Origin of the sequence: Alkalicoccus luteus (assembly GCF_052061695.1) — a bacterium.
GTDB lineage: Bacteria > Bacillota > Bacilli > Bacillales > Salisediminibacteriaceae > Alkalicoccus > Alkalicoccus luteus.
Genome location: NZ_JBPZEY010000008.1, coordinates 64,431 through 85,849, shown reverse-complemented (window position 1 = coordinate 85,849; position 21,419 = coordinate 64,431). Strand labels below are relative to the sequence as shown.

Here is a 21,419-nt window from a genome sequence, read left to right as displayed (position 1 = left end):
CCTTAACTTACCGTTTCACGTCTTCGGCCGGTCGTTTTCCTTCAGCCTGAATCAGCGTGTCCAGCTCCTGTCGTGATGGAAATCCTTCTATGTCACCTGCTGCCTGAACCGTACATGCTCCGGCAGCGTTACCGAGCTGCACCGATTTCGAGAGCGTTTCTTCGTGGAGCAGTCCGCTCATAAAGGCAGCGGCAAATGCGTCGCCTGCGCCGATTGGATCGGTCACGTTCTGAACGGGGTAGCCGGCGACATATAACTGCTCGCTGGGTGCTGAAACGAACGCCCCGTCTTCTCCGAGCTTGACCACGACCGTCAGCTCCGGATTCTGTCGCTGGTAAAACGAAGCGATCGCCTCCGGTTCGCGTTCGTCTGCGAGCAGCTCGCCTTCTGACTGACCGATCAGCACATAGTCGCTTGCAAGCGCATAGCGGTTCAAAATCTCAGCCGCTTCTTCGCGGCTGTTCCACAGCTTCATCCGCACATTCGGGTCAAATACAACCGGAATGGCTGCGTTTTTAGCCGTTTCCAGCAGCTGATCGGCTGCGTGGCGGCAGTCGGTGCTCAATGCCGGAAGGATTCCGGACAAGTGCACGAGCTTTGCGCCAGCTACGTATTCCGGGTCCACGTCCCCCGGCTGCAGCCTGCTAGCTGCCGAGCCGGCCCGGTAGTAGTACACGTTAACGCTGGCCGCGCGGCGGCGTTCCTTAAAAAAGAAACCCGTCGGTGCCTGCTGATCCCGTACTACATGTGTCAGGTCGATCCCTTCGCCACGGAGATTTTTTTCAATATACGTGCCAAATGGATCGTCGCCTACGCGGCTGATCCAGCCGCTCGTATGTCCGAGCCTTGCAACACCGACGGCTACGTTCGATTCTGCGCCGCCAAACTGCTTGCGGAAGGTATCCACGTATTCAAGCGGCAGATCCTGCTGGGGGTTCATAATCACCATTGTCTCGCCCATCGTAATCACTTCCGGTGACGTCATAGTGCTTCTCCTCCTTACCATTCTGCAATGCTGCCGTCTGCGTGGCGCCAGACCGGGTTTTTCCAGGCAAACGCATCATCTGCAGCGCGGCGGATTTTGTCTTCATCCATTTCTACACCAAGGCCCGGTCCCTTTGGCAGATGAACAAATCCGTCTTCGAACGCAAAAACCGACGTATCCATCAGGTAGTCATTTAAGTCATTGCCGACGTTGTAGTGAATGCCAAAGCTCTGCTCCTGAATAAACGCGTTATGTGAAACGGCGTCCACCTGCAGGCACGAAGCGAGCGCAACCGGCCCCAGCGGACAGTGCGGTGCGAGCGCCACATCATACGCTTCTGCCATCGCCGCGATTTTCCGGCATTCGGTGATGCCGCCCGCGTGCGAAAGATCCGGCTGGATGATGTCAGCGTAGCCGCCTTCAAGCAGCGGCTTAAAATCCCATTTCGAATACATCCGCTCTCCGGTCGCAATCGGGATCGACGTGCTGCGCGCAATTTCCGCAAGCGCCTCATTGTTTTCCGGAAGCACCGGCTCCTCCAGAAACATCGGCCGGTACGGCTCTAATGCTTTGGCGAGCACTTTTGCCATCGGCTTATGCACCCGGCCGTGAAAATCGAGTCCGACTTCCACGTCCTGCCCGACAGCGTCGCGGATCGCCGCAATCCGATCCACCGCTTCATCGATCTTTTTATAGGAATCAATGTACTGCATTTCGTTGGTTGCATTCATTTTGACTGCCGTAAACCCCTGCTCCAGCTGCTGCTTCACGTGTTCCACCACGTCGTCAGGCCTGTCACCGCCGATCCACGAATAGACGCGCATCTTTTCCCGGCACGCTCCTCCGAGCAGGTCATACACCGGCGCGCCGTGAAACTTGCCTTTAATATCCCAGAGCGCCTGGTCGATACCCGCGAGCGCACTCATATGCACCGGTCCGCCGCGGTAAAAGCCGCTCCGGTAGAGCATGTTCCACGTATCTTCAATCAGTCGCGGATCGCGGCCGATGACGTATTCCTTCAGTTCTTCAACTGCTGCCTTCACTGTAGAGGCACGGCCTTCCACGACCGGTTCGCCCCAGCCGGTAATTCCCTCGTCTGTTTCCACCTTCAAAAAGCACCACCTCGGCGGTACGATAAAGCATTCCATCGACGTCACTTTCATCATGATTCCTCCTATGTTAAGAATTGGACGACCGCATCGAGCGCTGCTTCTGCGTCTGATCCCTCTGCCCTTACCGTGACCCGGTCTCCGTTGCCGATGCGCAGGCTGACGAGCCCGAGCAGACTTTTGACGTTTGCCTCGATCACGTTCCCGCCGGAGCGGTTCACGATATAAATGTCCGATTCATACGGCGTAAGCAGATTGGTCAGCTCCACAATCGTCTGAGTTTCCTCCAGACGGATCGTAATATCCTGTTTGGCTGTCTCCATATAATACAGCACTCCTTTTTCAACAAATGATAAAGAAAAGCCGTCCAAAAGCTGGTTGGACGGCTGTTGTCAAATCGCTACCTGAATGACGGCAGGTACAGCGAAAGCTGCGGAATAAAGGTGATGATCAGCAGTGCGATCAGCATCATAAAGAAGTACGGAATCACGCCGCGGGCGATCGTCATGATCGGCAGTCCGGATATTCCGGAGCTGACGAACAGGTTCACCCCGAGCGGCGGTGTAATAAAGCCGATCGCAAGCGTGATGATCATGACCATCCCGAAGTGCACCGGATCATAGCCGAACTCAACGGCTACCGGAAGCAGGAGCGGCGTCAGAATGATGATCGACGCAAGCGTGTCCATAAAGCAGCCGACGATCAAAAGCAGCACGATGATGAGCAGCATGATGATAACCGGATTCTCCGATACCTGCACCATCGCTTCAGCAATCCGTGTCGGTACCTGCTGACGCGTCAACAGCTGACCGAAAGCCGTCGCAGAGCCAACGACGATGAGCACGGTTGCGGTCGTAAGCGATCCGGCTGCGAGCACGCTCGGCAGCTTTTTAATCGGCAGCTCGCGGTAGACGAACACGCTGATCAGTATCCCGTAGACGACGGCAATCACGGCCGCTTCTGTCGGTGTAAAGATACCGCCGTAAATACCACCGAGAATGATGATCGGAATTAAGAGCGCCCACTTCGCCCGCCAGCACTCCGCTCCGAACCGCTTAAACGTAAACGGCTCTTCCGAGTCACCCTTGTAGCCCATTTTCTTCGAATAAAAATAAGCAAACGCAATCAGAAAACCGGCAACGATCAGACCGGGAATAATCCCGGCGATAAACATATCACCGATGGAGGTTGACCCTGTCACCCCGTACATGACCATCGGGATACTCGGCGGAATCATCACGCCGAGGGACCCGGCGGCCGCAACTGTCGCTGTCGCAAACCGCTTATCATAGCCGAGGCTGACCATCGCCGGAATCATCATCCCGCCGATCGCAGCAACCGTTGCCGGAGCAGATCCGGAAATCGCTGCAAAAAAGAGCGCGGTCACGATCGTCGCAATTGCAAAGCCGCCGGTTTTATTTCCGACAAGTGAGTTGGCGACGCCAAACAACCGTTCCGTGATGCCACCGCGTCCCATAATTTCACCGGCAATGATAAAGAACGGGACGGCCATCAGCGGAAAGGAGTCAATCGAAGTGACCATCGCCTGAGCTAGGAAATCGATCGTCTGCACATCGGCAAACACGATGGTAAGCAGGGTCGCCACACCGAGTGCGATCCCGACCGGTACGCTCAAAAGGAGCAGTACGGCAAAACTAATAAACAATATCGCTTCTGTCACGGCTACATCCCTCCTACCTGTCTACCTTCGGTTGGTCGTCTTCATTTTTCTCAATCAGCTCTTCCTGCGTGTCGAGCGCTTTGTCGTGCTCAAGCTCGACGGAGAAGTCACCCTTGCCTGCAAGCGCCCGTCCCTGCTGGTACAGCTGCTGCAGAAGCCGGATCACCGTGAGCCCCATTCCGACAGGTGTCGCCATGTAGACGAGTCCCATCGGCACTCCAAGACCAGGTGAACGCTGGCCGAGCTCGAGAATACGTGTCGCAATATCGGTGCCGTAGTAAATGATGACAACCGCAAACGCCAGGAAAATGACATTGGAAATCATATTGAGAATGATTTTGCCACGGTGCTTAAACACGGTCAGCATCACATCCACTTTGATGTGGCGCTGCTTTTTAATCCCGTAGCTGATCCCGATATACACAAGCCAGATAAACGAGAACCGGGCCAGTTCCTCCGACCAGGCCAGCGAATCGCCGATTACGTAGCGCATGAACACCTGGAGGGCGATAATAATGATCATAATACTGGAGAAAACAACGAGCAGTGCCTCCTCGATATGTTCGTCCAGCCATCGGATAATACGCATGCTTCCACCGCCTTTATCATCAAAGCCAAGCTTAAGTACAGAAATAAATGGAGCACGGCCAGTTCCGGGCGCCGCCTAAGCGGCGTCCGGCTTTGCTCGTGCTGGAAAGCCGCCCCAAGGGGGATGGGGCGGAGTATGTCAGGAGTGTGGTACACTCCGGCTTCCTTCACTTACTGATGCATTTCCTCTGCTTCTTCAACTGCCTGGAAAAAGCGCTCTACAAAGTCCTGATCCAGCTGTTCAGCAAACTGGTCGTTAACCGGCTGAACGATTTCCGCCATTTCTTCGCGGGCCTCATCCGTTACTTCAGAATGCTCCATGCCTTCGTCGATCAGTGCTTCAAGCAGCTCTTCATTTTGCGCACGGTTCTGTTCGATCTGGAACTCGCCTGCCTCCTGAGCGGCATCGCCTACGATCTCCTGGTAGTCATCCGGGAGGGAATCATAAAACTGCTTGCTCATCAGGAAGACGAACGGGCTGTAGACGTGGTTCGTATCAGAATAGTAATCCTGCACTTCATAGAATCCTTCCAGGTAAATCGTCGCAAGCGGGTTCTCCTGACCGTCTACTGTACCCTGCTGCATGCCGGTAAACAGTTCACCGAACGCCATTGGCGTCGGGTTCGCTCCAAGCTCGGAGAAGGCTTCTAAATGCACTTCGTTTTCCATCGTGCGGATCGTCAGTCCCTGGAAATCTTCTGCTGTTTCAACCGGCTGTGTGCTGTTCGTCAGATCGCGGTAGCCGTTTTCCCACCATGCCAGTCCAACCATTTCCTGATCCTCAAGAGAATCGAGCAGCTCATCACCGATTTCCCCGTTCAGTACTTCCATCGCCACTTCTTCATTTGCGAACAGGAACGGGAAGTCGAGAATCGCATACTCCTCAACGAAGTTCGTTACAGGTGCCGTGGACGGAATCGTCACCTCCTGGCTGCCTAGCTGCAACGCTTCCATCATTTCACGGTCGTCACCAAGCTGGGAGCTGTGGTAGGTCTCGACGTACACATCGCCGTCTGTTGCTTCTTCTACGATTTCCTTAAAGCGGAGAAGCCCTTCGTACTGCGGGTGCTGATTGTTCAGCCCGATGCCGGCTTCAATGACGTAGGAGGCATCGCCGCTGGAGTACTCGGAGTTCGCTGCTTCTGCCTCATTGTTATCGCTTACATTTTCTTCCGCATTGTTCGCGCCGTTGTCCGCACCGCCGTTATTGTTTTCTGCATCGCCGCAAGCTGCAAGCACTGCTGTGAGACCAAACGCCATCGTTACGGAAAGAACTGCTTTCTTTTTCATGAATACGTCACCTCTTTTTTATAGTTGGAGGGGAGCACGCTCCCCTCATGATACCTACTTCTTTACAACTGCATGGCCGCCGAATTCGTTTCGGAGCGCTGCCACTACCTTGCCTGTGAACGTGTCGTCTTCCTGAGACCGGTGGCGCATCATCAGAGAAAGCGCGATGACCGGTGCCGGTACTTCCAGATCCAGTGCGGATTCCACCGTCCACTTGCCTTCGCCGGACGAGTTCATGACGCCGCGGATGCCGTCGAGCTTTGGATCTTTTGAGAACGCGTTCTGCGTCAGTTCCATGAGCCAGGAGCGGATAACCGATCCGTGGTTCCATACCTTCGCTACCTGCTCGTAGTCGTAGTCAAACTGGCTTTTTTCCAAAATGTCGAATCCTTCTGCGATCGACTGCATCATGCCGTACTCAATTCCGTTATGGATCATTTTGAGGAAATGACCGCTGCCCGGCGCCCCGGCATGCAGGTAACCGTTTTCAATTGTCGTATCAGTAAAAATCGGTTCGATGCGGCTGATAATCTCCTGATCGCCGCCGACCATCATGCAGGCGCCTTCTCTCGCACCTTCCACGCCTCCGCTTGTCCCGACATCGACAAAGTGCATGCCAAGTCCGCGCAGCTTCTCATTGCGTGCAAGGGAATCTTTATAGTTGGAGTTGCCTCCGTCGATCACGGTGTCACCCGGCTCGAGCAGCTCTGCCAGCTGATCTACAAGCGCGCCGGTAATTTCTCCTGCCGGCACCATCAGCCAGACCGTTCTCGGTGCTTCCAGCTTCTGCACAACTTCTTCCAGGCTCCAGGCCGGCTCCGCTCCTTCACGTGCCAGTGCACTGATCTGTTCGTTATTCACATCATTTGCAACAACCTCGTGCTGATGATCCATTAAATTCAGCGCCAGGTTATAGCCCATTTTCCCAAGGCCGATAAACCCGATCTTCATACAGCCACTCCTTCCGAAAACGAAAAAGAAATATGTTTTCTTCCTGTGTCCTATTATAAGATAAAAAATTTCTTTTTCAATAGCTAATAAAGAAAAAATATTTTTTTATTTTCTAAAATGGTTTATACTGGTCTCATACCACACCACATTGATAAAGGAGGCAGTGACATGCAGCAGCTCGCACAGGGGCATTGTAAGCATCGCATCCGCGCATCCTATCACGAGTTCCGCGCGAAGGAAAAAGTCATTGCAGATTACATCTTAGAACATCCGGAAGACATCATTCACTCCACCATCAGCCAGGTGGCAGATAACCTGCACGTCGCCGAAGCGACCGTGTTCCGCTTCTGCAAGCGGATCGGCTTTAAAGGCTATCAGGCGATGAAAATTGCCCTCGCCTCCGAGCTCGTCAAAGGCGTGAAAGACATTCACGAAACGATTCAGGAAGGCGACGACGAAAAAACGATCGCCGAAAAAGTGTTCAAGGCTAACACCCGTACCTTAGAAGATACGCTCTCCGTCATTGATGAAGGAAAGATGAAGCAGGCGGTCGACGTTCTCGTTCACGCGCGCCGGATTGAATTCTACGGCAACGGCGGCTCCGGAATCGTCGCCATGGACGCGCATCATAAATTTATCCGCACCGGCATTCCGACCGCTGCCTACAGCGACTCGCACCTGCAGCTCATGTCTGCGTCCCAGCTGACGCCTGAGGATGCGGTCGTGTTTATCTCGCATTCCGGAACGAACCATAACATATTGGAAGCCGTCGACATTGTGCAGAGTGCAGGCATCCCGACGATCGGGATCACGACGATCGCCAAGTCGCCGCTCAGCGAACGGGTCGATGTGGCGCTGTTCACCGTGTCGGAAGAAACCGAGTACCGCTCGGAAGCATTATCATCGAGACTCGCGCAGCTCAGCTTTATCGACGCACTTTATGTAAACGTTAGCATGCAGAAAAAAGAGCAGGTACAGCAGTCGACGAAGAAAATGCGCGAAGCTATTTCCCGTACGAGAATTTAACTGTTCATAAAGGAGTCGTTTGATCGTGACACAGTTTACCGCCGGCCTTGACCTCGGCACCACGAGCGCCAAGGCTGTCCTCTTTACAAAAGCCGGAGAAGTCGTCGGCGAAGCAGAATGCAGCTACCCGGTCCAGCACCCGCACCCGGGCTGGGCGGAACAGGATCCGTTTGCGATTGAAGCGGCCGCTGTCAAAGCACTGAAAGAAGCGGTCACTGACGCCGGTCCCGGCGAGCTCTTGTCGGTCGGCCTCTCGTCTGCGATGCACTCGCTCATCTGCGCCGACGCTGATGCTGTGCCGCTCTCTCCTGCGATCACGTGGGCCGACTGCCGCAGCAGCAGCCAGGCTGACGCGCTGAAAGCATCTCCTGCCGGAACGGAAATTTACCTGTGCACCGGCACGCCGATTCATCCAATGTCACCGCTCGTCAAGCTCAGCTGGATGCGTGACACCGGCTACGCGCCATATAAACAGGCAGCCCGCTTTCTATCCGTAAAGGAATGGATCACGGCGCGCTGGTTCGGCGTGTACCACGTTGACTATTCTGTCGCCTCCGCCTCCGGGCTCTTTAACATTCACGAGCGCACGTGGGAGCCTCTTGCGCTGGAAGCCGCCGGCATTACGGAAGCGCAGCTGTCTGAACCGGTGCCGCCGCACTTTATTTTCCGCGGACTCGACCCGGAAACGGCTGAAGCGATCGGGATTAAAGCCGACACTCCGTTCGCCGCCGGCGGCAGCGACGGGCCGCTTGCGAACCTCGGAATCGGCGCAATCAACGCCGGAGAAGCCGCAATTACGATTGGCACGAGCGGCGCGATCCGCCAGATGGCGTCCGCCCCGCGCACCGACAGCCGCCAGGAAGTGTTCTGCTACGCCTTCACCGATGACCTATGGATTTTAGGCGGCCCGACGAACAACGGCGGCAACGTGCTGGAGTGGCTCAAGCAGCACGTCCATACGGCTGAAACCGGCACGAAGGATCCGTACGAAGCGCTGTTCACCGACATGGAGCACGTCGCACCCGGTGCTGACAACCTGCTCTTCCTGCCGTGCTTAAACGGCGAGCGTGCTCCCTATTGGGACGCAGCCGCAAAAGGCGCCTTCGTCGGACTGACCGTGAGCCACACCGACGCTCATATGACGCGGGCCGGGATCGAGGGGGTACTCTTCAGCATTCAGAGCATCTCCAAGTCGCTCGAGCGCCTCACCGGTGAAGCCGGGAGCATTTACGCAAGCGGCGGCTTCGCCCGCTCCGACGTCTGGGTGCAGATGCTTGCGGACATGTTCGGGGAAGATATTCACCTGCCCCTCTCCCACCAGAGCTCGGCCTGGGGAGCGGCATGGATCAGCCTCTATGCGATCGGTGAAGTCGATGACCTCGCTTCGATCAAAGCGCACATTCCGATGCGTGAGTCGGTCGCCCCGAGAGCAGACGTGCACGCCGTCTACAGCAGGCTCTACCCGATATTCTCCGGATTGTACGACGCGCTGCGACCGGCGTTTCACGAGCTGCACGCCCTCTCTACCGATACAACACTGGCCTCCGCTTCCAAGCGGTAAGCAAAACGCCTCCTTCCACTATTGGAAAGGAGGCGTTTTTTCTATTTCTCATGCTACACTAAAGCCAAAGGAGCGATAACGATGACCCTTTCCATCCGACCTGTAACAGCCGACAACTGGCGTGCGATCGCCGAGCTTGCACCGCACCCGTCCCAAGAAGCGTTTATCGAAGCAAACGCCTTCTCGATGTTAGAAGCCGTTTACGATGACGAGCACGACTGGCAGTGTTACGGCCTCTATACCGATGACACTCCCGCCGGTTTTATCATGATCGGCGCCAAAAGCAGCGACGGCTCGTACATCTGGCTCGACCGCTTCATGATCGACCACCGCTTTCAGGGACGCGGACTCGGCGGCGCCTTTCTTCACGAAGCGATCCGCTTCATCCGCGACAAGCACCGCGTGAACGAAATCGTCCTGAGCGTCATCCCCGAGAACAAACCAGCAAAGACATTCTACGAGAAGAACGGGTTTGTCGATCTGAAACGCGTGAATCCGGAAGATGGGGAAGAGATGTTTGTTTATGATTTAAAGTAACAATGAAATCAGTCTGTTATACTGGAACGTAACTACCAGTGGGCGGTGACAGCGATGTATTATAAGCTTCGGGAAGGCGAATTAAAGCATGCGTACATAACAGACGAAGAGATCTGGCGGATTTTTTCCCGGGTGATGTCGACGAAATCAACAAAATCCTCTACGTATAAGTTCGTGCTGTTTAAGTCGCTGATTGAGAATCTGTACAACGTAAACGACCAGCTCGAGGTGAATTACGATCAGCTCGCTTACAGCTTTGCCAAAATGTTCTGGAACATGGTGGTTGGAAACGGGATCACGCAGCACAATACGGGAGCGAATGCGAAAGCAGCGACGATCATTCTGGATTATCAGGCCGCACATGCCACTCCTTCCGGCTGGAAGTTCGATAAGGTGCCGGACGCAAATCAGGTGGAGATCGTCCACAAAGTGAAGCAGGCGATGAAAACAAACGTGTTCGGTGCGCTGTTTGGCGATACGGAAGAGACCTTTTACGAATTCAGCCATCAGCATGAAAAACTCCGCTTCCATCCTAACGTTTATACGTTTCTGTTAAAGTATCAGCTTCTGCTCGTGCAGCTGACCAATTTCCACCTGGCACGAATGATCGAGAAGCTGAACGGTACCGCTTCCGGCCTGCTTTTGAAAGTAGAAGACCTGTCCAAGCGGGAAAACCTGAAGCCGTTTGAAAAAATACTGCTTCACTACATGGATGCATCCTGCTTTTACTGCGGAAAAGATGTCTCCACCGGCAAACGAAGCACGCACGTGGATCATTTTATCCCTTGGTCGTTCGTGCAGTCTGACCAGGTTTGGAACCTGGTACTCAGCTGCCAGACTTGCAACAGCTCCAAGTCCGATAAGCTGGCAAAGCCTTATTATCTGGATAAACTTCTTGATCGAAATGAAGCATTACAGGGACAGGCAGAGATAGCTGATTTCGACGTTTACGCCCCTGCCAAGCTGCGGCAGATGTATCAGTATTCCATTAAAAATGGGTATAACGATATTTGGGTGCCACCGGCTACGTAACCCGAAAATAAAAAGAAACCTGCTGCGTCTAAGACCAGCAGGTTTTATTAATCATCCGCTACAACAGCTGCATGACTAAAGCAACTGCCACCACGATGAGTATAATTGTCGCAAGTGACCGGATTAAGCATCCGACGCCGCGCATGATCAGTGGAAAGAAAAAGATGATCAGCACAACGACTAATACTAACGTTATCGGATCCACATGTATCCCCCTCTCCTGCATGTATACCTGCAGAGTGCTGTTTATATATACGGTAAACAGGAGGAGAAAGTTACAGGGCTTAACCGGTTCTTTCGTTACGATCCGCTTTTCTGTTGAAGTGATTGTTTTTGCTGTTTAGATAGGCTGTCGAAGTACTCGGTGTAATCAGATAGACCGCTGTAAGAGATGGTTAAATAATTGATTGCCCTTGTCATGCCAATATACAGTCTGGCCGCTTCTTTTTCTTTATTATCTTCTAATTGGAACGGCATGCTGTCCGTATTCACAATAAATACTGCTTGAAAGTCCAAGCCCTTACTGCTGTCAAATGTACATAACTTGACGCAGCCATCTTCTTTTTCGTAATCTCGCTTCGTTTCGGGGCTTTCTGTGACCCAGTTGTAAGGAATATCTGCATTTTCCAATTCTTTTTGAAGCGTGCCCACTACATCTGCATCCCGTGTTCGCTTGACTCGGTATAATACAAGCATTTCTTCGTAAGGAACGCCTTTTTCTTCGTGAAAGTATCTGATATTTTCAGTAAGCTTTTGAGCCTCTTCTTTCCATGAAGCTGCTTTCACAATAATAGGATCCGCACCTTTTCGCTTCGTACTTTTCGGATGAATCAGTGCTTCTCCGTCTACATCACCTTCGACGACTTTTTTGATCACCGTGTGTTCCTGGAAAAAATCCCAGGCAAACTGCACAATCTGAGCCGTATTTCGATAATTAATGTCCAGTACCTTTGAGCGTCCCCGGAAATCCAAGCCTGTTTTTTGCAGGTAGTTTGTTTTTCTCGAGTAAATCGTTTGAGCCTTATCTTCCACCAATAGAAGTGACGCCGTTTCTTTATTCAGCATATTGCTGACCAGCTGCATCCATTCCGTCTCAAAATCCTGGCCTTCATCAATCAGAATAGCATCGTATTTAGGCAGGATGGCTTCCTTCTTTTCTAATTTTTCGATGAGATCCGGAATTTGCTTTTCTGAAATGAGAAGGTCCTGTCGGATCCACTCATGAAAGTTCTTCACCGTCACATCTTTCATCCGCTCTTCTGATGGCTGGGCGGCCTCCAGTAAATCAGCTGGCTCTTCCATCTTCGCTTCTATCATGTGTAACAGGGATCTGGAAAGCGAAATGTTATAACAAAGAACAAGTACTTTCCAATCAGGGTGTTCCTGCTTAATTAATCGAACCCTGCTGGCTAAGATTAATGTTTTTCCACTGCCCGCGACTCCGCGCACTAAGCGATGCTTATCGCCTAATTGCTTTGCAAGCTTTTCCTGATAAATGTCCATTGCTTTTATATGGTTCATGGATAGCAGCATCTGTTCACGATAGCCAACGGACTGCGGTTTATGCTGGGAAATACGGACTTCCGGAAACAGTTGATAGCGGATGGCATTGATTTGTTCATGCGTTAAGGATCCGTTTATTCGAAACGGCATAATAAACATGTTCAGCAATTTTTCAATTAGCAGTTCTTCATCAAATTCGTTATTATCTGGATCTATTTCTTCTCTCGTAAGGGTAAGCTGGGGATCGGATACCTCACATATATTATTTTCGATATACTGTTTTTGATTCAGCCTTGTAAGAACCGCCCCATAGCCGCACGGAAAAATTAATTGTCCTTTATATTTTCCGTCCTGTTGTTTGAGCTGTTCATCATTTCCTAAGAGATTTTTCGCTTTAAACATGTATTCTCTCGCCTGGATCAAAGGGGCTTTTAAAACTTTTGTTCCTTCATTCGTATTAATCGTCCACTCATTGCTGTTCACATGTTTTATCGTATTGATGGTATAGTCTTTTACTTCCAAAATCAGAACGCCAAGATGCGGACCGATGATCAAGAAATCCGGTGTGTAGTTATCTATAACCGGCTCGTAATACACGATATAATCATCATCCAGGTATTTTTTCAGCGTATTAAAAACCAGCCGTTCTCCTGCCGTGGGCTGTCCTTTAATAAATTCCGGTACCGTAATAGCCATGTTTCTTCCCTCCATGCTCATAACGTTCTGTAACAACATAACAACTCAACAAGCGGCATCCTGGCAGCAATAACGGTCTAGACATTTAAAATATACTTTGCGTTATTAAATCATACATTAATTGTAAAATAACACATACATTATCAATACATAAACCATAATATTACAACATACACATGACTATTCACTTATAAAAGCCCCCTGATCATCCCGATCATGGGGGTCCTTTTTGCTTATGTGTTATGCAAATTATTATGCGTATTTCATTTTTATAAATTTAAGCAGTCATTAACACGAATACATTCTTCAGTATTTTTTTCGATTATGTGTATCGGGGTACTATTGCTAATTTTAAGGAGTACTTCAAAAATAAAGAGTAAGCTCGATGTTCTAACAGAACAAAGCTGGCTGCTTTTACTGGCAGCCAGCTTCTTCCTCATTCTATTACCTTGAACTACGCTTAGGTTTAACCACGATAGCGTCAGATTGAGAAGGTACAGATTCTACGTGTCTTCCATAGCTGTTATAAACTTTCAGCTCCTGATCTTCCTGCAGCTGAAAATGCTGCCTGCCAGGTGATACTTCTTCTGGAAGTTCAAACGTCCAAATGGCTTTGTTATCCTTCACATCTCTAAGCTCCAGTATGACCTCCTGATCAGCGATGGATCCCTTTAGTTGAGTTGTATGCAGCGCAAACGCTGGCTGATCAAAATGGGTGTGTACGGTTACTGTCTCCCCGGCTGTATAAGGAGGCGGCGTTTTTTTCGGAATGCTCATGTCCATAGCTGTCAGGTGAGGAGGATCATTATACCGCTCCCAGGTCAGAAATTCCTGATTAAAGCGAATAAAATCCATTTCGGTGTTTGGAGTCCCCTCATAGAACAACCCAATGTTTCCATCATCAAGCGTGGCGAGGCTGGAGTACCCGTAATGACCGGATTTCACCTGCTGCTCGTATGCCCAATCAATGTCGTATCCACTCTCATCAGTACTCTCATTTAAAAGTCCGACACGAACGGCTCCGTTGATTCGCTGACTGGAGTCATTGGCACTTGAGAAAATCAGTGCTTCTTGTCCATCAATCTTACCGTCGTAGCGAATCACAGACATCTGACTGTATGGGGCTGTTAATTCTTCCACAGTCTCAACTGTCTCTTCCCAAGTTTCCCCACCATCGTTGCTGACTGCCATTTGTGCAAACCCGGAATAATTTCGCATATATAGCTGCAGTTGACCGTTCGGAAGCTCGACCACCTGTGCTTCTGTAATTTCGTGGGCACTTTCCGTAAAATCCCGTTCGTTCAGGCGATCTCCACTATCCAGAAGTCTGTTCTCGTTCGGAGATTCGCCCCGCTCCCACGTTTCTCCTCCATCGTCGCTATAAATAACGGCACTAGCCTGACGATTGTGTTCGTTCAGGAAGTAAACCGGGAAGACGATTCTTCCTTCATGCTCGCCTTCTTCCAGCTGAATTCCATTACCAGGTCCGACACCTAGAAAAATCATCCAGTCTTCTTTTGTTTCCGGGTTTAAATCCATCGGACCGCTCCAGTTCTCCCCTTCATCATCGCTATAGTACAGCTCTAAATAAGAGGTTTTAAATGGAACGAGCGGGGTTGTGGCACTGAAGATATGATCGATGCGCTCTCCTTGCTCATACAAATTTCGTTGTTCATCTACACGGTAATCGGTTTGATTTCCTGCTTCGTCATAGACGTATCCTTCCTCGCGGATCGTGTACATTTGATCATCTTCATCTATTAAGAACATATAGCTTTCTCCATCAATCTCTGTGAAACCTGTACCGCGGTAGGCGTTATTGCCGAAGCCGCCCATTAAACCAGCACCATGCGGAAAGCCGTCTACCAGGGCAAAGACGCGATCCTGTGTCGTATCTTCTGTGAAAGCAAGATCGATATTAGAGGCTTCATCCGGGTACGCATTGATTACAATGCCGTCATCTTCCCAAGTTTGTCCATGATCAAAGCTCCGTCTTACAACTGCATGGATATCATTCGGAGAATCCCCACCATGGTTCACTCGTCGGTCAATACCGGCAAGCAGAGTGCCGTTCTGTGTTTCAAATAATGCCGGTATACGATAGTTATTTGAATCCATGAAACCAGGATAATACAGTGACATCGGATCCGTCAGAAGTGCATCATCCGGCATTTCCGTCTCCAGGCTATCGTGAGCCGTTTCAGCTGTAAGCTGTTCAAGCTCTTCCGCATTCATAGCCTCGTCATAGAGACGAAAGGAGGCGAGTCGGCCATCCAGCTCATATTCATTTCCGCTCGAACGCTCCGTTTTCCCTAGGTATGCGCTGTCCGGATTCTCTATTCTGCTTAAAAATGCAGATTCCGTATCTTCGTCCAGAAGAATCTCTTCCCCGTTTAGATACATCGTGTAGGTCTCACCTACGGATAATGCCAGCGTATGAACATACGTTTCTTCAAAATTAAACCCGTCTGCAGAAAGGTGTATATCTCCGGATCCGCTGTGACGGTTTTCAAAACCGATTGTGGAAGGAGAAAGGTAGAGGTGAAAATGGTCATCGGGCATAGAAGAATTACTGAGCGAAAAAAGTGACATGAATGATCCCGCTTCATACGTAAACTGTACTTCAATCGTTCCCTGGTCCAAGAGTTGCAGCTCTTCTACATAATCTTGAAGGTCATACTGTGACGTTCCATCAAGCTCCCCGAACTCTTTGTCGATAAGTGGCTCCGCCGCTGCATGGACAGGCAATGAAGCCGCAACAGCGATCCCCGCAGCAACAACCGAACTGACAGTAATTTGCTTTAACATTCGATCCCTCCTGAAATAAATAATCAACAGCCTGATTTAGCTGTTGATGTAAACGCTATCAAAAAAGATAATTAATTGTCAAAATAATTATTAATTTTGGAGTAAACTCCATTATAGTTCATAGAAAAGTCCTGTCAGGATTCTCATGCCTGACAGGACGTTTTTGAATTAGTACAGCTTGCTTGAAATGGATTCGGCGACCATTTCTTTTATTTTTGATGCTCTTTCGTAATCCTGCATCGTAAGCCCTGTGCAGAGCAGGTCGATAACGTAGAGCTGCGATACTTTGGACACAAGTGATCCGCTGTCCAGCGGGTTTTCTTTCGCTGCTGTCAGGAGCACGTGGTCTGCATATTTGGTCAGCGGCGAATTGGAGTAGTTCGTGATGGCGATTACTTCTGCTCCCCTTGCTTTCGCCTGCTTGACGGCATCAACGATATCTTTGGTGCTTCCCGTCAGGCTGATAGCTACGATCAGCGACTGCTCATTCATCGATACCGCCCTTGTAATCTGTAAATGCGGATCGGCAACGACTTCGATGTTCTTCCCAATGCGCATCAATCGGTTCTGCATATCCTGACCAGCTATAGCAGAAGAGGAAATACCGTATACGACGACGTCGTTTTTCTGGTACAGAGCCTGAATCGCATTTTCCAGCTCCTGCTGGTCGATCAGGGTGCTTGTGTTTTGAAGGCTTTCCTGCATATTCTGCTTAATTTTTTCCACAAAGGACTCTTCTTCATTTGGTTCCTGATACGTAGCTAGCTCCTGTGCGAGAGCAAATTTGAAATCCTGATACCCTTTAAACCCCATCTTCCGGCAGAAGCGGAGAACGGTACTTTCCCCAGTTTCGCACGCCATCGCAATTTCTGTAAGCGACAGGTACATGACATCGCTAAAGTGGTCAAGAATGTAGCTGTACACTTTATTTTCCGATTTCGTAAACGAGGTCTTATGGTTTTCCATTAAGACCGTCAGCTTTGCCTGATGCTGTTGGATCGATTCCTGATTCGTTTTCATCGGCCCATCCTCTCTTTTCTTCTTTTTTACTATCCTACAGGAGTTTCAGCTAAATAAAAAGCATTTTGGAGTTTTACTCCTTTTTATAAATTTAATTTGACAACAATAATTCTTTATTGTACTCTCAGGTTAAGCGAAAGCGCTTACGAATCTAAGCAAAGGAAAGGAGTGGAGAATCGTTGAGTACGATTATGACCGCACTGTTAACACCATTTACGGAGGATGGTCAGATTCATGAAACGGGCCTCCGTCAGCTTGTCCGGCACAACCGGGATGTGATGAAGGTGGACGGCTTATACGTGGGAGGCTCTACTGGAGAAGGCTTCCTTATGAACATCTCCCAGCGAAAGCAACTGTTTGAGATCGTGAAGGACGAAGCAGGTTCGGATTTTAAACTGACCGCACAGATCGGCTCGTTGAACATTGAAGAGGCGCTCGAACTGGCGGCATACTGTGAAAGCCTGCAGTACGATGCTGTTTCCGCCATCACCCCGTACTATTACCAGTTTTCATTCGACGAGATCTACGACTACTACGTCAAATTGACGGAAGCGACCTTTCTTCCGATGATTATTTATTCGAATCCGTCGTATACAGGAGCCCACTTCACCCTCGAACAGTACGGCAAGCTGCTCCACATACCGGGAGTGACAGGTGTGAAGTACACGGACTCAGACCTAGAGCAGTTTAAACGATTAAAAGAAACGTATCCATCATCCGATTTTTACAGCGGGTCGGATGAAATGTACGCCGACTTTCTGGAGGCTGGCGCTGACGGTGCAATTGGAAGCACCTATACACTTTACGGACGACAGACTACTCAGATTCGCGATCTTTTTCTTGAAGGGAAAAAAGAAGAAGCGCAAAAGCTTCAGCTTCAGGTAAAAGACGAAATTCTCAAGCTCGTTGCTGTCGGTATTTATCCTTCCCTAAAGTATGCCTTGACCCTGCAGGATATGGAAGCAGGCTTTATGAAATTTCCATTTAAGAATTTAACTGATGCAGAAAAGCGCAAAGTCGAAGCAGTTATAAATGAATCAACAAGCTCGAACAGTCTTAATTAACGCTGCACGGTAGTAGGAGTGGAAGCGATGAATAACAAATTAATTGTATCCTGTCAGGCTCTTGAAGATGAACCGCTGCACAGCTCTTTCATTATGTCCAAAATGGCACTCGCTGCCTATCAGGGCGGAGCGAGCGGCATTCGTGCTAACTCTGTACAGGATATCCAAGCCATCAAACAAGAAGTCGATCTGCCGATTATCGGTATTATTAAACAGGAGTATGACGATTCAGAGGTTGTCATTACCCCGACTATCAAAGAAGTCCGGGCTCTTGCAAACACCGGCGTGGAATGGATTGCAGTTGATGCGACTGACCGTATTCGACCGGGTGGTGTCACGTTTGCCGAATTCTTTCAGCAGGCAAAGGAGGAATTTCCTGCTCAGAAGTTTATGGCTGATGTATCCACATTCGACGAAGCCATTGCTGCAGAAGCACAGGGCGTTGACGTGATCGGAACGACACTGGTCGGATATACCTCTTACTCAACCGATCTGAAGCCGCTCGCTGTCCTGAAAGACATTTTAGCTGAGACGTCTCTTCCGGTTTTCGCTGAAGGAAACATGAATACGCCGGATACGGCACGAAAAGCGATCATGCTTGGGGCTGAAAAAGTGGTCGTCGGAAGTGCTATCACACGTCCGCAGTTTTTAACAGAACGATTTTCTAAAGCAATACCAACTGAACCTATATCTCTTCAAAGGGAGGAAAAGTACTGATGAAAAAAATAATGGGCATCTCTCTCGTAACGATGGGTGGACTATTTTTGGCAGCCTGCGGCAATGATGCAAATGAAAACGGCGGAAACGCAGAGGCAGAAAACGGTGCTGCTGAAAATCAAACAGAAAATGAAGAAAATGCTGAAGCAGCTGAAGAGGAAATCACGCTTAGCTTTGGAATGCAGCAAGGTACACAGTCCAATGAATATGCTGCTGCAGAACGCCTTGCAGAGTATCTTGAAGAGGAATCAGATGGTGCAGTAACCCTCAATATTTATCCGGACGCCCAGCTGGGAACAGACCTGGATATGCTCGGAGAAGTAGAGGACGGCACGCTTGATATTACACTTTCCGAAGCCGGACGCTTCGGTGAGTGGGTGCCGCGGGCTGAATTGCTCATGCTGGCTTATATGATCGATGATTTCGCTCATTTAGAGCGTGTCCTTTATGATACCAGCTACGGAGAAGAGCTTCTGGATGAACTCGAACAGGAGCACGGCATGCGCGTAGTCGACACAGCTTACAACGGTACAAGACAGACGACGTCCAGCTCGGAAATTCAGTCGATTGACGATATGGCCGGTCTGAGCCTCCGCGTACCGGAAGCGCAGAATCTGCTGGACTATGCCGAATATACCGGTGCCAACCCGACCCCGATGGCCTTTGATGAAGTCTACCTAGCGCTGCAGACTGGCCAAGTAGACGCGCAGGAGAACCCGCTTTCTCTGATAGAGGCGAACTCGTTCTATGAGGTACAAGACTATCTCATCATGACCCACCACGTGGTCAACGATGCCAACTATGTCGTCAGCCAGCAGACTTGGGACGAGCTGTCTGAAGAACATCAAACAATGCTGGAAGAAGGTATTGCTGAAGCAGTCGATCTGCACACTTCCCTCTTTGAAGAAGAGGAAGAAGAGCTTGTCGCGTTCTTCGAAGAAGAAGGGATGACGGTGATCGAACCGGATCTGGCTCCTTTTGAAGAAGCTCTGGAAGATTCCTATGACCATCACTTAGAGAACATCGGTGAAGGTGCAGAAGAGTACATGCAGGTCATTGAGGACGCACGCGAATAATCGGTCAGGTGGCGATCATGCATGAAAAAATTCATTGAAAACTTTGAAGAAATCGTCGGGAGTATCTTGTTTGCCTTCATGCTCCTGATCCTCGTTGTTCAGATTTTATCTCATCAGGGGATTGGCGCTCCTCTGGTGTGGTCTGAGCAGCTTTCTAAGCTGATCTTTATTTACGTCGGCTATTTAGGCGTGATCTCTTGCGTAAAAGATGGCAGCCATGTGTCGATCGATGTGCTGGTCAACCGCTTTTCTCCCGCCGTTCAAAAAGCGGTCTATCTATTTAATCACGTGCTGATTCTTGCGTGTCTGATTCTGATTCTTTATATCAGTCTCCCAATTTTAGAGCGGCAAAGCCGGCATGACATGGTTTCGCTCGACATTTCTTATTTTTATATGTATGTGGCCCTGCCTCTGCTGACCCTGCTGATGGCAGTCCGACTAGTCGAGAGAATTGTAAAGGATCTGCGCCACGATCGAATTGGAGGCAGTGACTGATGGAAATTTGGCTGATTTTTCTCATATGGCTCGTATTAATATTTCTGAATATGCCTATCGGCTTCTCTCTTATTTTGGCCGGATTTCTCTACTTTTTAACGAATGACTGGTCTGTCGTATATGCAGCAGGATCAAATTTTATCAGCGGTATCGACAGCTTCACGCTCCTGGCAGTGCCTTTCTTTATTTTGACCGGAGCACTTATGAATTCCTCTGGCATCACGGACAGTATCTTTAACTTTGCGAGGTCGACTGTCGGCCATGTTAAAGGTGGCATCGGGCACGTCAATATTCTCGCCAGCTTAATTTTTGCCGGAAAATCCGGGTCTGCGCTCGCTGATGCCGGCGGCCTTGGTCAGCTTGAAATTAAAAGCATGCGTGAAGCCGGGTATCATGATGATATCAACGGCGGACTCACTGCTTCTTCCGCTATTCTCAGCGGTATTATCCCGCCGAGCATTAACTTAATCATTTACGCCGCGATTGCGAATGTCTCTGTGGCTCAAATGTTCGCTGCAGGTATTGTACCAGGGCTGTTAATTTCCCTGTCGCTATTCGGGACGATGTATTTTCTCGCCAGAAAGCGGAACTATCCCATCGCACCGCGGGCCCCCTTCCGTGAGGTCCTTCGCAGCTTTGGCAAGTCGTTCTGGGCCCTGATCACACCAGTCATTATCATCGGCGGTATTCTTTCCGGTTTTTTCACACCGACGGAAGCTGCTGCCGTCAGTACCGTCTATGCCTTGTTTTTAGGATTTGTTGTATACCGTCAATTAACGATCCGTAAAGTAGTCGATAACTTCGTCTACTCGCTGAAGTTGACCGGGGTTGTGGTTTTAATGATGATGGGCGTCGAGTTTTTCGGACAATTCATTGCCAGAGAGCGTGTGCCGACGATCGTTGCAGACTTTTTTCTGACGATTACGGAAAACCCAATTCTGCTGCTGATCATTATCAGCCTTTTGCTATTGATTCTCGGCACGTTTATTGAAGCGCTGGCACTGCTCGTACTCGTCGTGCCTGTATTGATTCCGGTTATTTTGAATGCCGGCATTGATCCCGTTTTCTTCGGCGTCTTTGTTATTATTAACTTAATGATCGGCATTTTAACACCGCCGATGGGTATGGCCTTGTTCGTCGTATCCAGGGTGGGAGAAATACCGATGGGCACGATGTACCGCGGGGTTATCCCGTTTATTATCCCGTTTTTATTTATTCTGCTGGTCGTTATTTTCTTCCCGCAGATCATCACCTTTGTACCTGAAATGCTTCGGTAATAA

20 protein-coding genes are annotated in these 21,419 nt (G+C 49.9%); 9 read left to right on the top strand and 11 right to left on the bottom strand.

The window, feature by feature from the left end:
- Positions 1-7: 7 nt before the first annotated feature.
- From ACSZLD_RS11935 to gnd, 7 genes are all read right to left on the bottom strand, one after another.
- Positions 8-985 carry a sugar kinase gene (locus ACSZLD_RS11935; RefSeq protein WP_444685282.1) on the bottom strand — a complete coding sequence of 326 codons (978 nt, stop codon included), beginning with the start codon at positions 983-985 and terminating at the stop codon, positions 8-10.
- Between the two features lie 14 nt (positions 986-999).
- The gene (gene dgoD, locus ACSZLD_RS11930; protein ID WP_444685281.1) at positions 1,000-2,148 is read right to left on the bottom strand and encodes a galactonate dehydratase; all 1,149 of its coding nucleotides are present in this window, start codon (positions 2,146-2,148) and stop codon (positions 1,000-1,002) included.
- Positions 2,149-2,159: 11 nt separating this feature from the next.
- Positions 2,160-2,417 (bottom strand): HPr family phosphocarrier protein, encoded by a 258-nt coding sequence (locus tag ACSZLD_RS11925; protein ID WP_444685280.1) that lies wholly within the window; start codon positions 2,415-2,417, stop codon positions 2,160-2,162.
- A gap of 77 nt (positions 2,418-2,494) precedes the next feature.
- On the bottom strand, positions 2,495-3,775 hold the full coding sequence (locus ACSZLD_RS11920) for a TRAP transporter large permease (RefSeq protein WP_444685279.1): 1,281 nt from the start codon (positions 3,773-3,775) through the stop codon (positions 2,495-2,497).
- 13 nt (positions 3,776-3,788) lie between these two features.
- Positions 3,789-4,364 carry a TRAP transporter small permease gene (locus ACSZLD_RS11915; protein WP_444685278.1) on the bottom strand — a complete coding sequence of 192 codons (576 nt, stop codon included), beginning with the start codon at positions 4,362-4,364 and terminating at the stop codon, positions 3,789-3,791.
- A gap of 170 nt (positions 4,365-4,534) precedes the next feature.
- Entirely contained in the window at positions 4,535-5,653 is a 1,119-nt protein-coding gene (locus ACSZLD_RS11910; protein ID WP_444685277.1) for a TRAP transporter substrate-binding protein, read from the bottom strand.
- Positions 5,654-5,707: 54 nt separating this feature from the next.
- Positions 5,708-6,604: a phosphogluconate dehydrogenase (NAD(+)-dependent, decarboxylating) gene (gnd, locus tag ACSZLD_RS11905; protein ID WP_444685276.1), complete on the bottom strand. Its 897-nt coding sequence runs from the start codon at positions 6,602-6,604 to the stop codon at positions 5,708-5,710.
- Between the two features lie 168 nt (positions 6,605-6,772).
- On the opposite strand from gnd, the gene ACSZLD_RS11900 reads away from it, so the two are divergent.
- The 4 genes from ACSZLD_RS11900 (at position 6,773) to ACSZLD_RS11885 (ending at position 10,760) form a co-directional block, all read left to right on the top strand.
- Positions 6,773-7,630: a MurR/RpiR family transcriptional regulator gene (locus ACSZLD_RS11900; protein WP_444685275.1), complete on the top strand. Its 858-nt coding sequence runs from the start codon at positions 6,773-6,775 to the stop codon at positions 7,628-7,630.
- 25 nt (positions 7,631-7,655) lie between these two features.
- On the top strand, positions 7,656-9,191 hold the full coding sequence (locus tag ACSZLD_RS11895) for a gluconokinase (RefSeq protein ID WP_444685274.1): 1,536 nt from the start codon (positions 7,656-7,658) through the stop codon (positions 9,189-9,191).
- Positions 9,192-9,272: 81 nt separating this feature from the next.
- Positions 9,273-9,728 carry a GNAT family N-acetyltransferase gene (locus ACSZLD_RS11890; RefSeq protein WP_444685273.1) on the top strand — a complete coding sequence of 152 codons (456 nt, stop codon included), beginning with the start codon at positions 9,273-9,275 and terminating at the stop codon, positions 9,726-9,728.
- 54 nt (positions 9,729-9,782) lie between these two features.
- Positions 9,783-10,760, top strand: coding sequence for an HNH endonuclease domain-containing protein (locus ACSZLD_RS11885; protein ID WP_444685272.1), 978 nt, complete (start codon positions 9,783-9,785; stop codon positions 10,758-10,760).
- Positions 10,761-10,818: 58 nt separating this feature from the next.
- Here ACSZLD_RS11885 and ACSZLD_RS11880 read toward each other — a convergent pair whose 3' ends face one another.
- From ACSZLD_RS11880 to ACSZLD_RS11865, 4 genes are all read right to left on the bottom strand, one after another.
- Positions 10,819-10,965, bottom strand: a complete 147-nt coding sequence (locus ACSZLD_RS11880; RefSeq protein WP_444685271.1) for a hypothetical protein — start codon at positions 10,963-10,965, stop codon at positions 10,819-10,821.
- A gap of 95 nt (positions 10,966-11,060) precedes the next feature.
- Positions 11,061-12,959 (bottom strand): 3'-5' exonuclease, encoded by a 1,899-nt coding sequence (locus ACSZLD_RS11875; RefSeq protein WP_444685270.1) that lies wholly within the window; start codon positions 12,957-12,959, stop codon positions 11,061-11,063.
- Positions 12,960-13,403: 444 nt separating this feature from the next.
- Entirely contained in the window at positions 13,404-15,767 is a 2,364-nt protein-coding gene (locus ACSZLD_RS11870; RefSeq protein WP_444685269.1) for a sialidase domain-containing protein, read from the bottom strand.
- A 168-nt stretch (positions 15,768-15,935) separates the two neighbouring features.
- The gene (locus ACSZLD_RS11865) at positions 15,936-16,787 is read right to left on the bottom strand and encodes a MurR/RpiR family transcriptional regulator (protein WP_444685268.1); all 852 of its coding nucleotides are present in this window, start codon (positions 16,785-16,787) and stop codon (positions 15,936-15,938) included.
- A gap of 179 nt (positions 16,788-16,966) precedes the next feature.
- Between ACSZLD_RS11865 and ACSZLD_RS11860 the strand changes: the two genes are divergently transcribed.
- Genes ACSZLD_RS11860 through ACSZLD_RS11840 form a run of 5 tightly spaced genes read left to right on the top strand, consistent with a single transcriptional unit; the run spans position 16,967 to position 21,416 of the window.
- The gene (locus tag ACSZLD_RS11860; protein WP_444685267.1) at positions 16,967-17,851 is read left to right on the top strand and encodes an N-acetylneuraminate lyase; all 885 of its coding nucleotides are present in this window, start codon (positions 16,967-16,969) and stop codon (positions 17,849-17,851) included.
- 27 nt (positions 17,852-17,878) lie between these two features.
- Positions 17,879-18,568 (top strand): N-acetylmannosamine-6-phosphate 2-epimerase, encoded by a 690-nt coding sequence (locus ACSZLD_RS11855; protein WP_444685266.1) that lies wholly within the window; start codon positions 17,879-17,881, stop codon positions 18,566-18,568.
- On the top strand, positions 18,568-19,644 hold the full coding sequence (locus ACSZLD_RS11850; RefSeq protein WP_444685265.1) for a DctP family TRAP transporter solute-binding subunit: 1,077 nt from the start codon (positions 18,568-18,570) through the stop codon (positions 19,642-19,644). The genes ACSZLD_RS11855 and ACSZLD_RS11850 overlap by 1 nt, the downstream gene beginning before the upstream one ends.
- A gap of 21 nt (positions 19,645-19,665) precedes the next feature.
- The gene (locus ACSZLD_RS11845) at positions 19,666-20,139 is read left to right on the top strand and encodes a TRAP transporter small permease (RefSeq protein ID WP_444685264.1); all 474 of its coding nucleotides are present in this window, start codon (positions 19,666-19,668) and stop codon (positions 20,137-20,139) included.
- Entirely contained in the window at positions 20,139-21,416 is a 1,278-nt protein-coding gene (locus ACSZLD_RS11840) for a TRAP transporter large permease (RefSeq protein WP_444685263.1), read from the top strand. The genes ACSZLD_RS11845 and ACSZLD_RS11840 overlap by 1 nt, the downstream gene beginning before the upstream one ends.
- Positions 21,417-21,419: the final 3 nt, after the last annotated feature.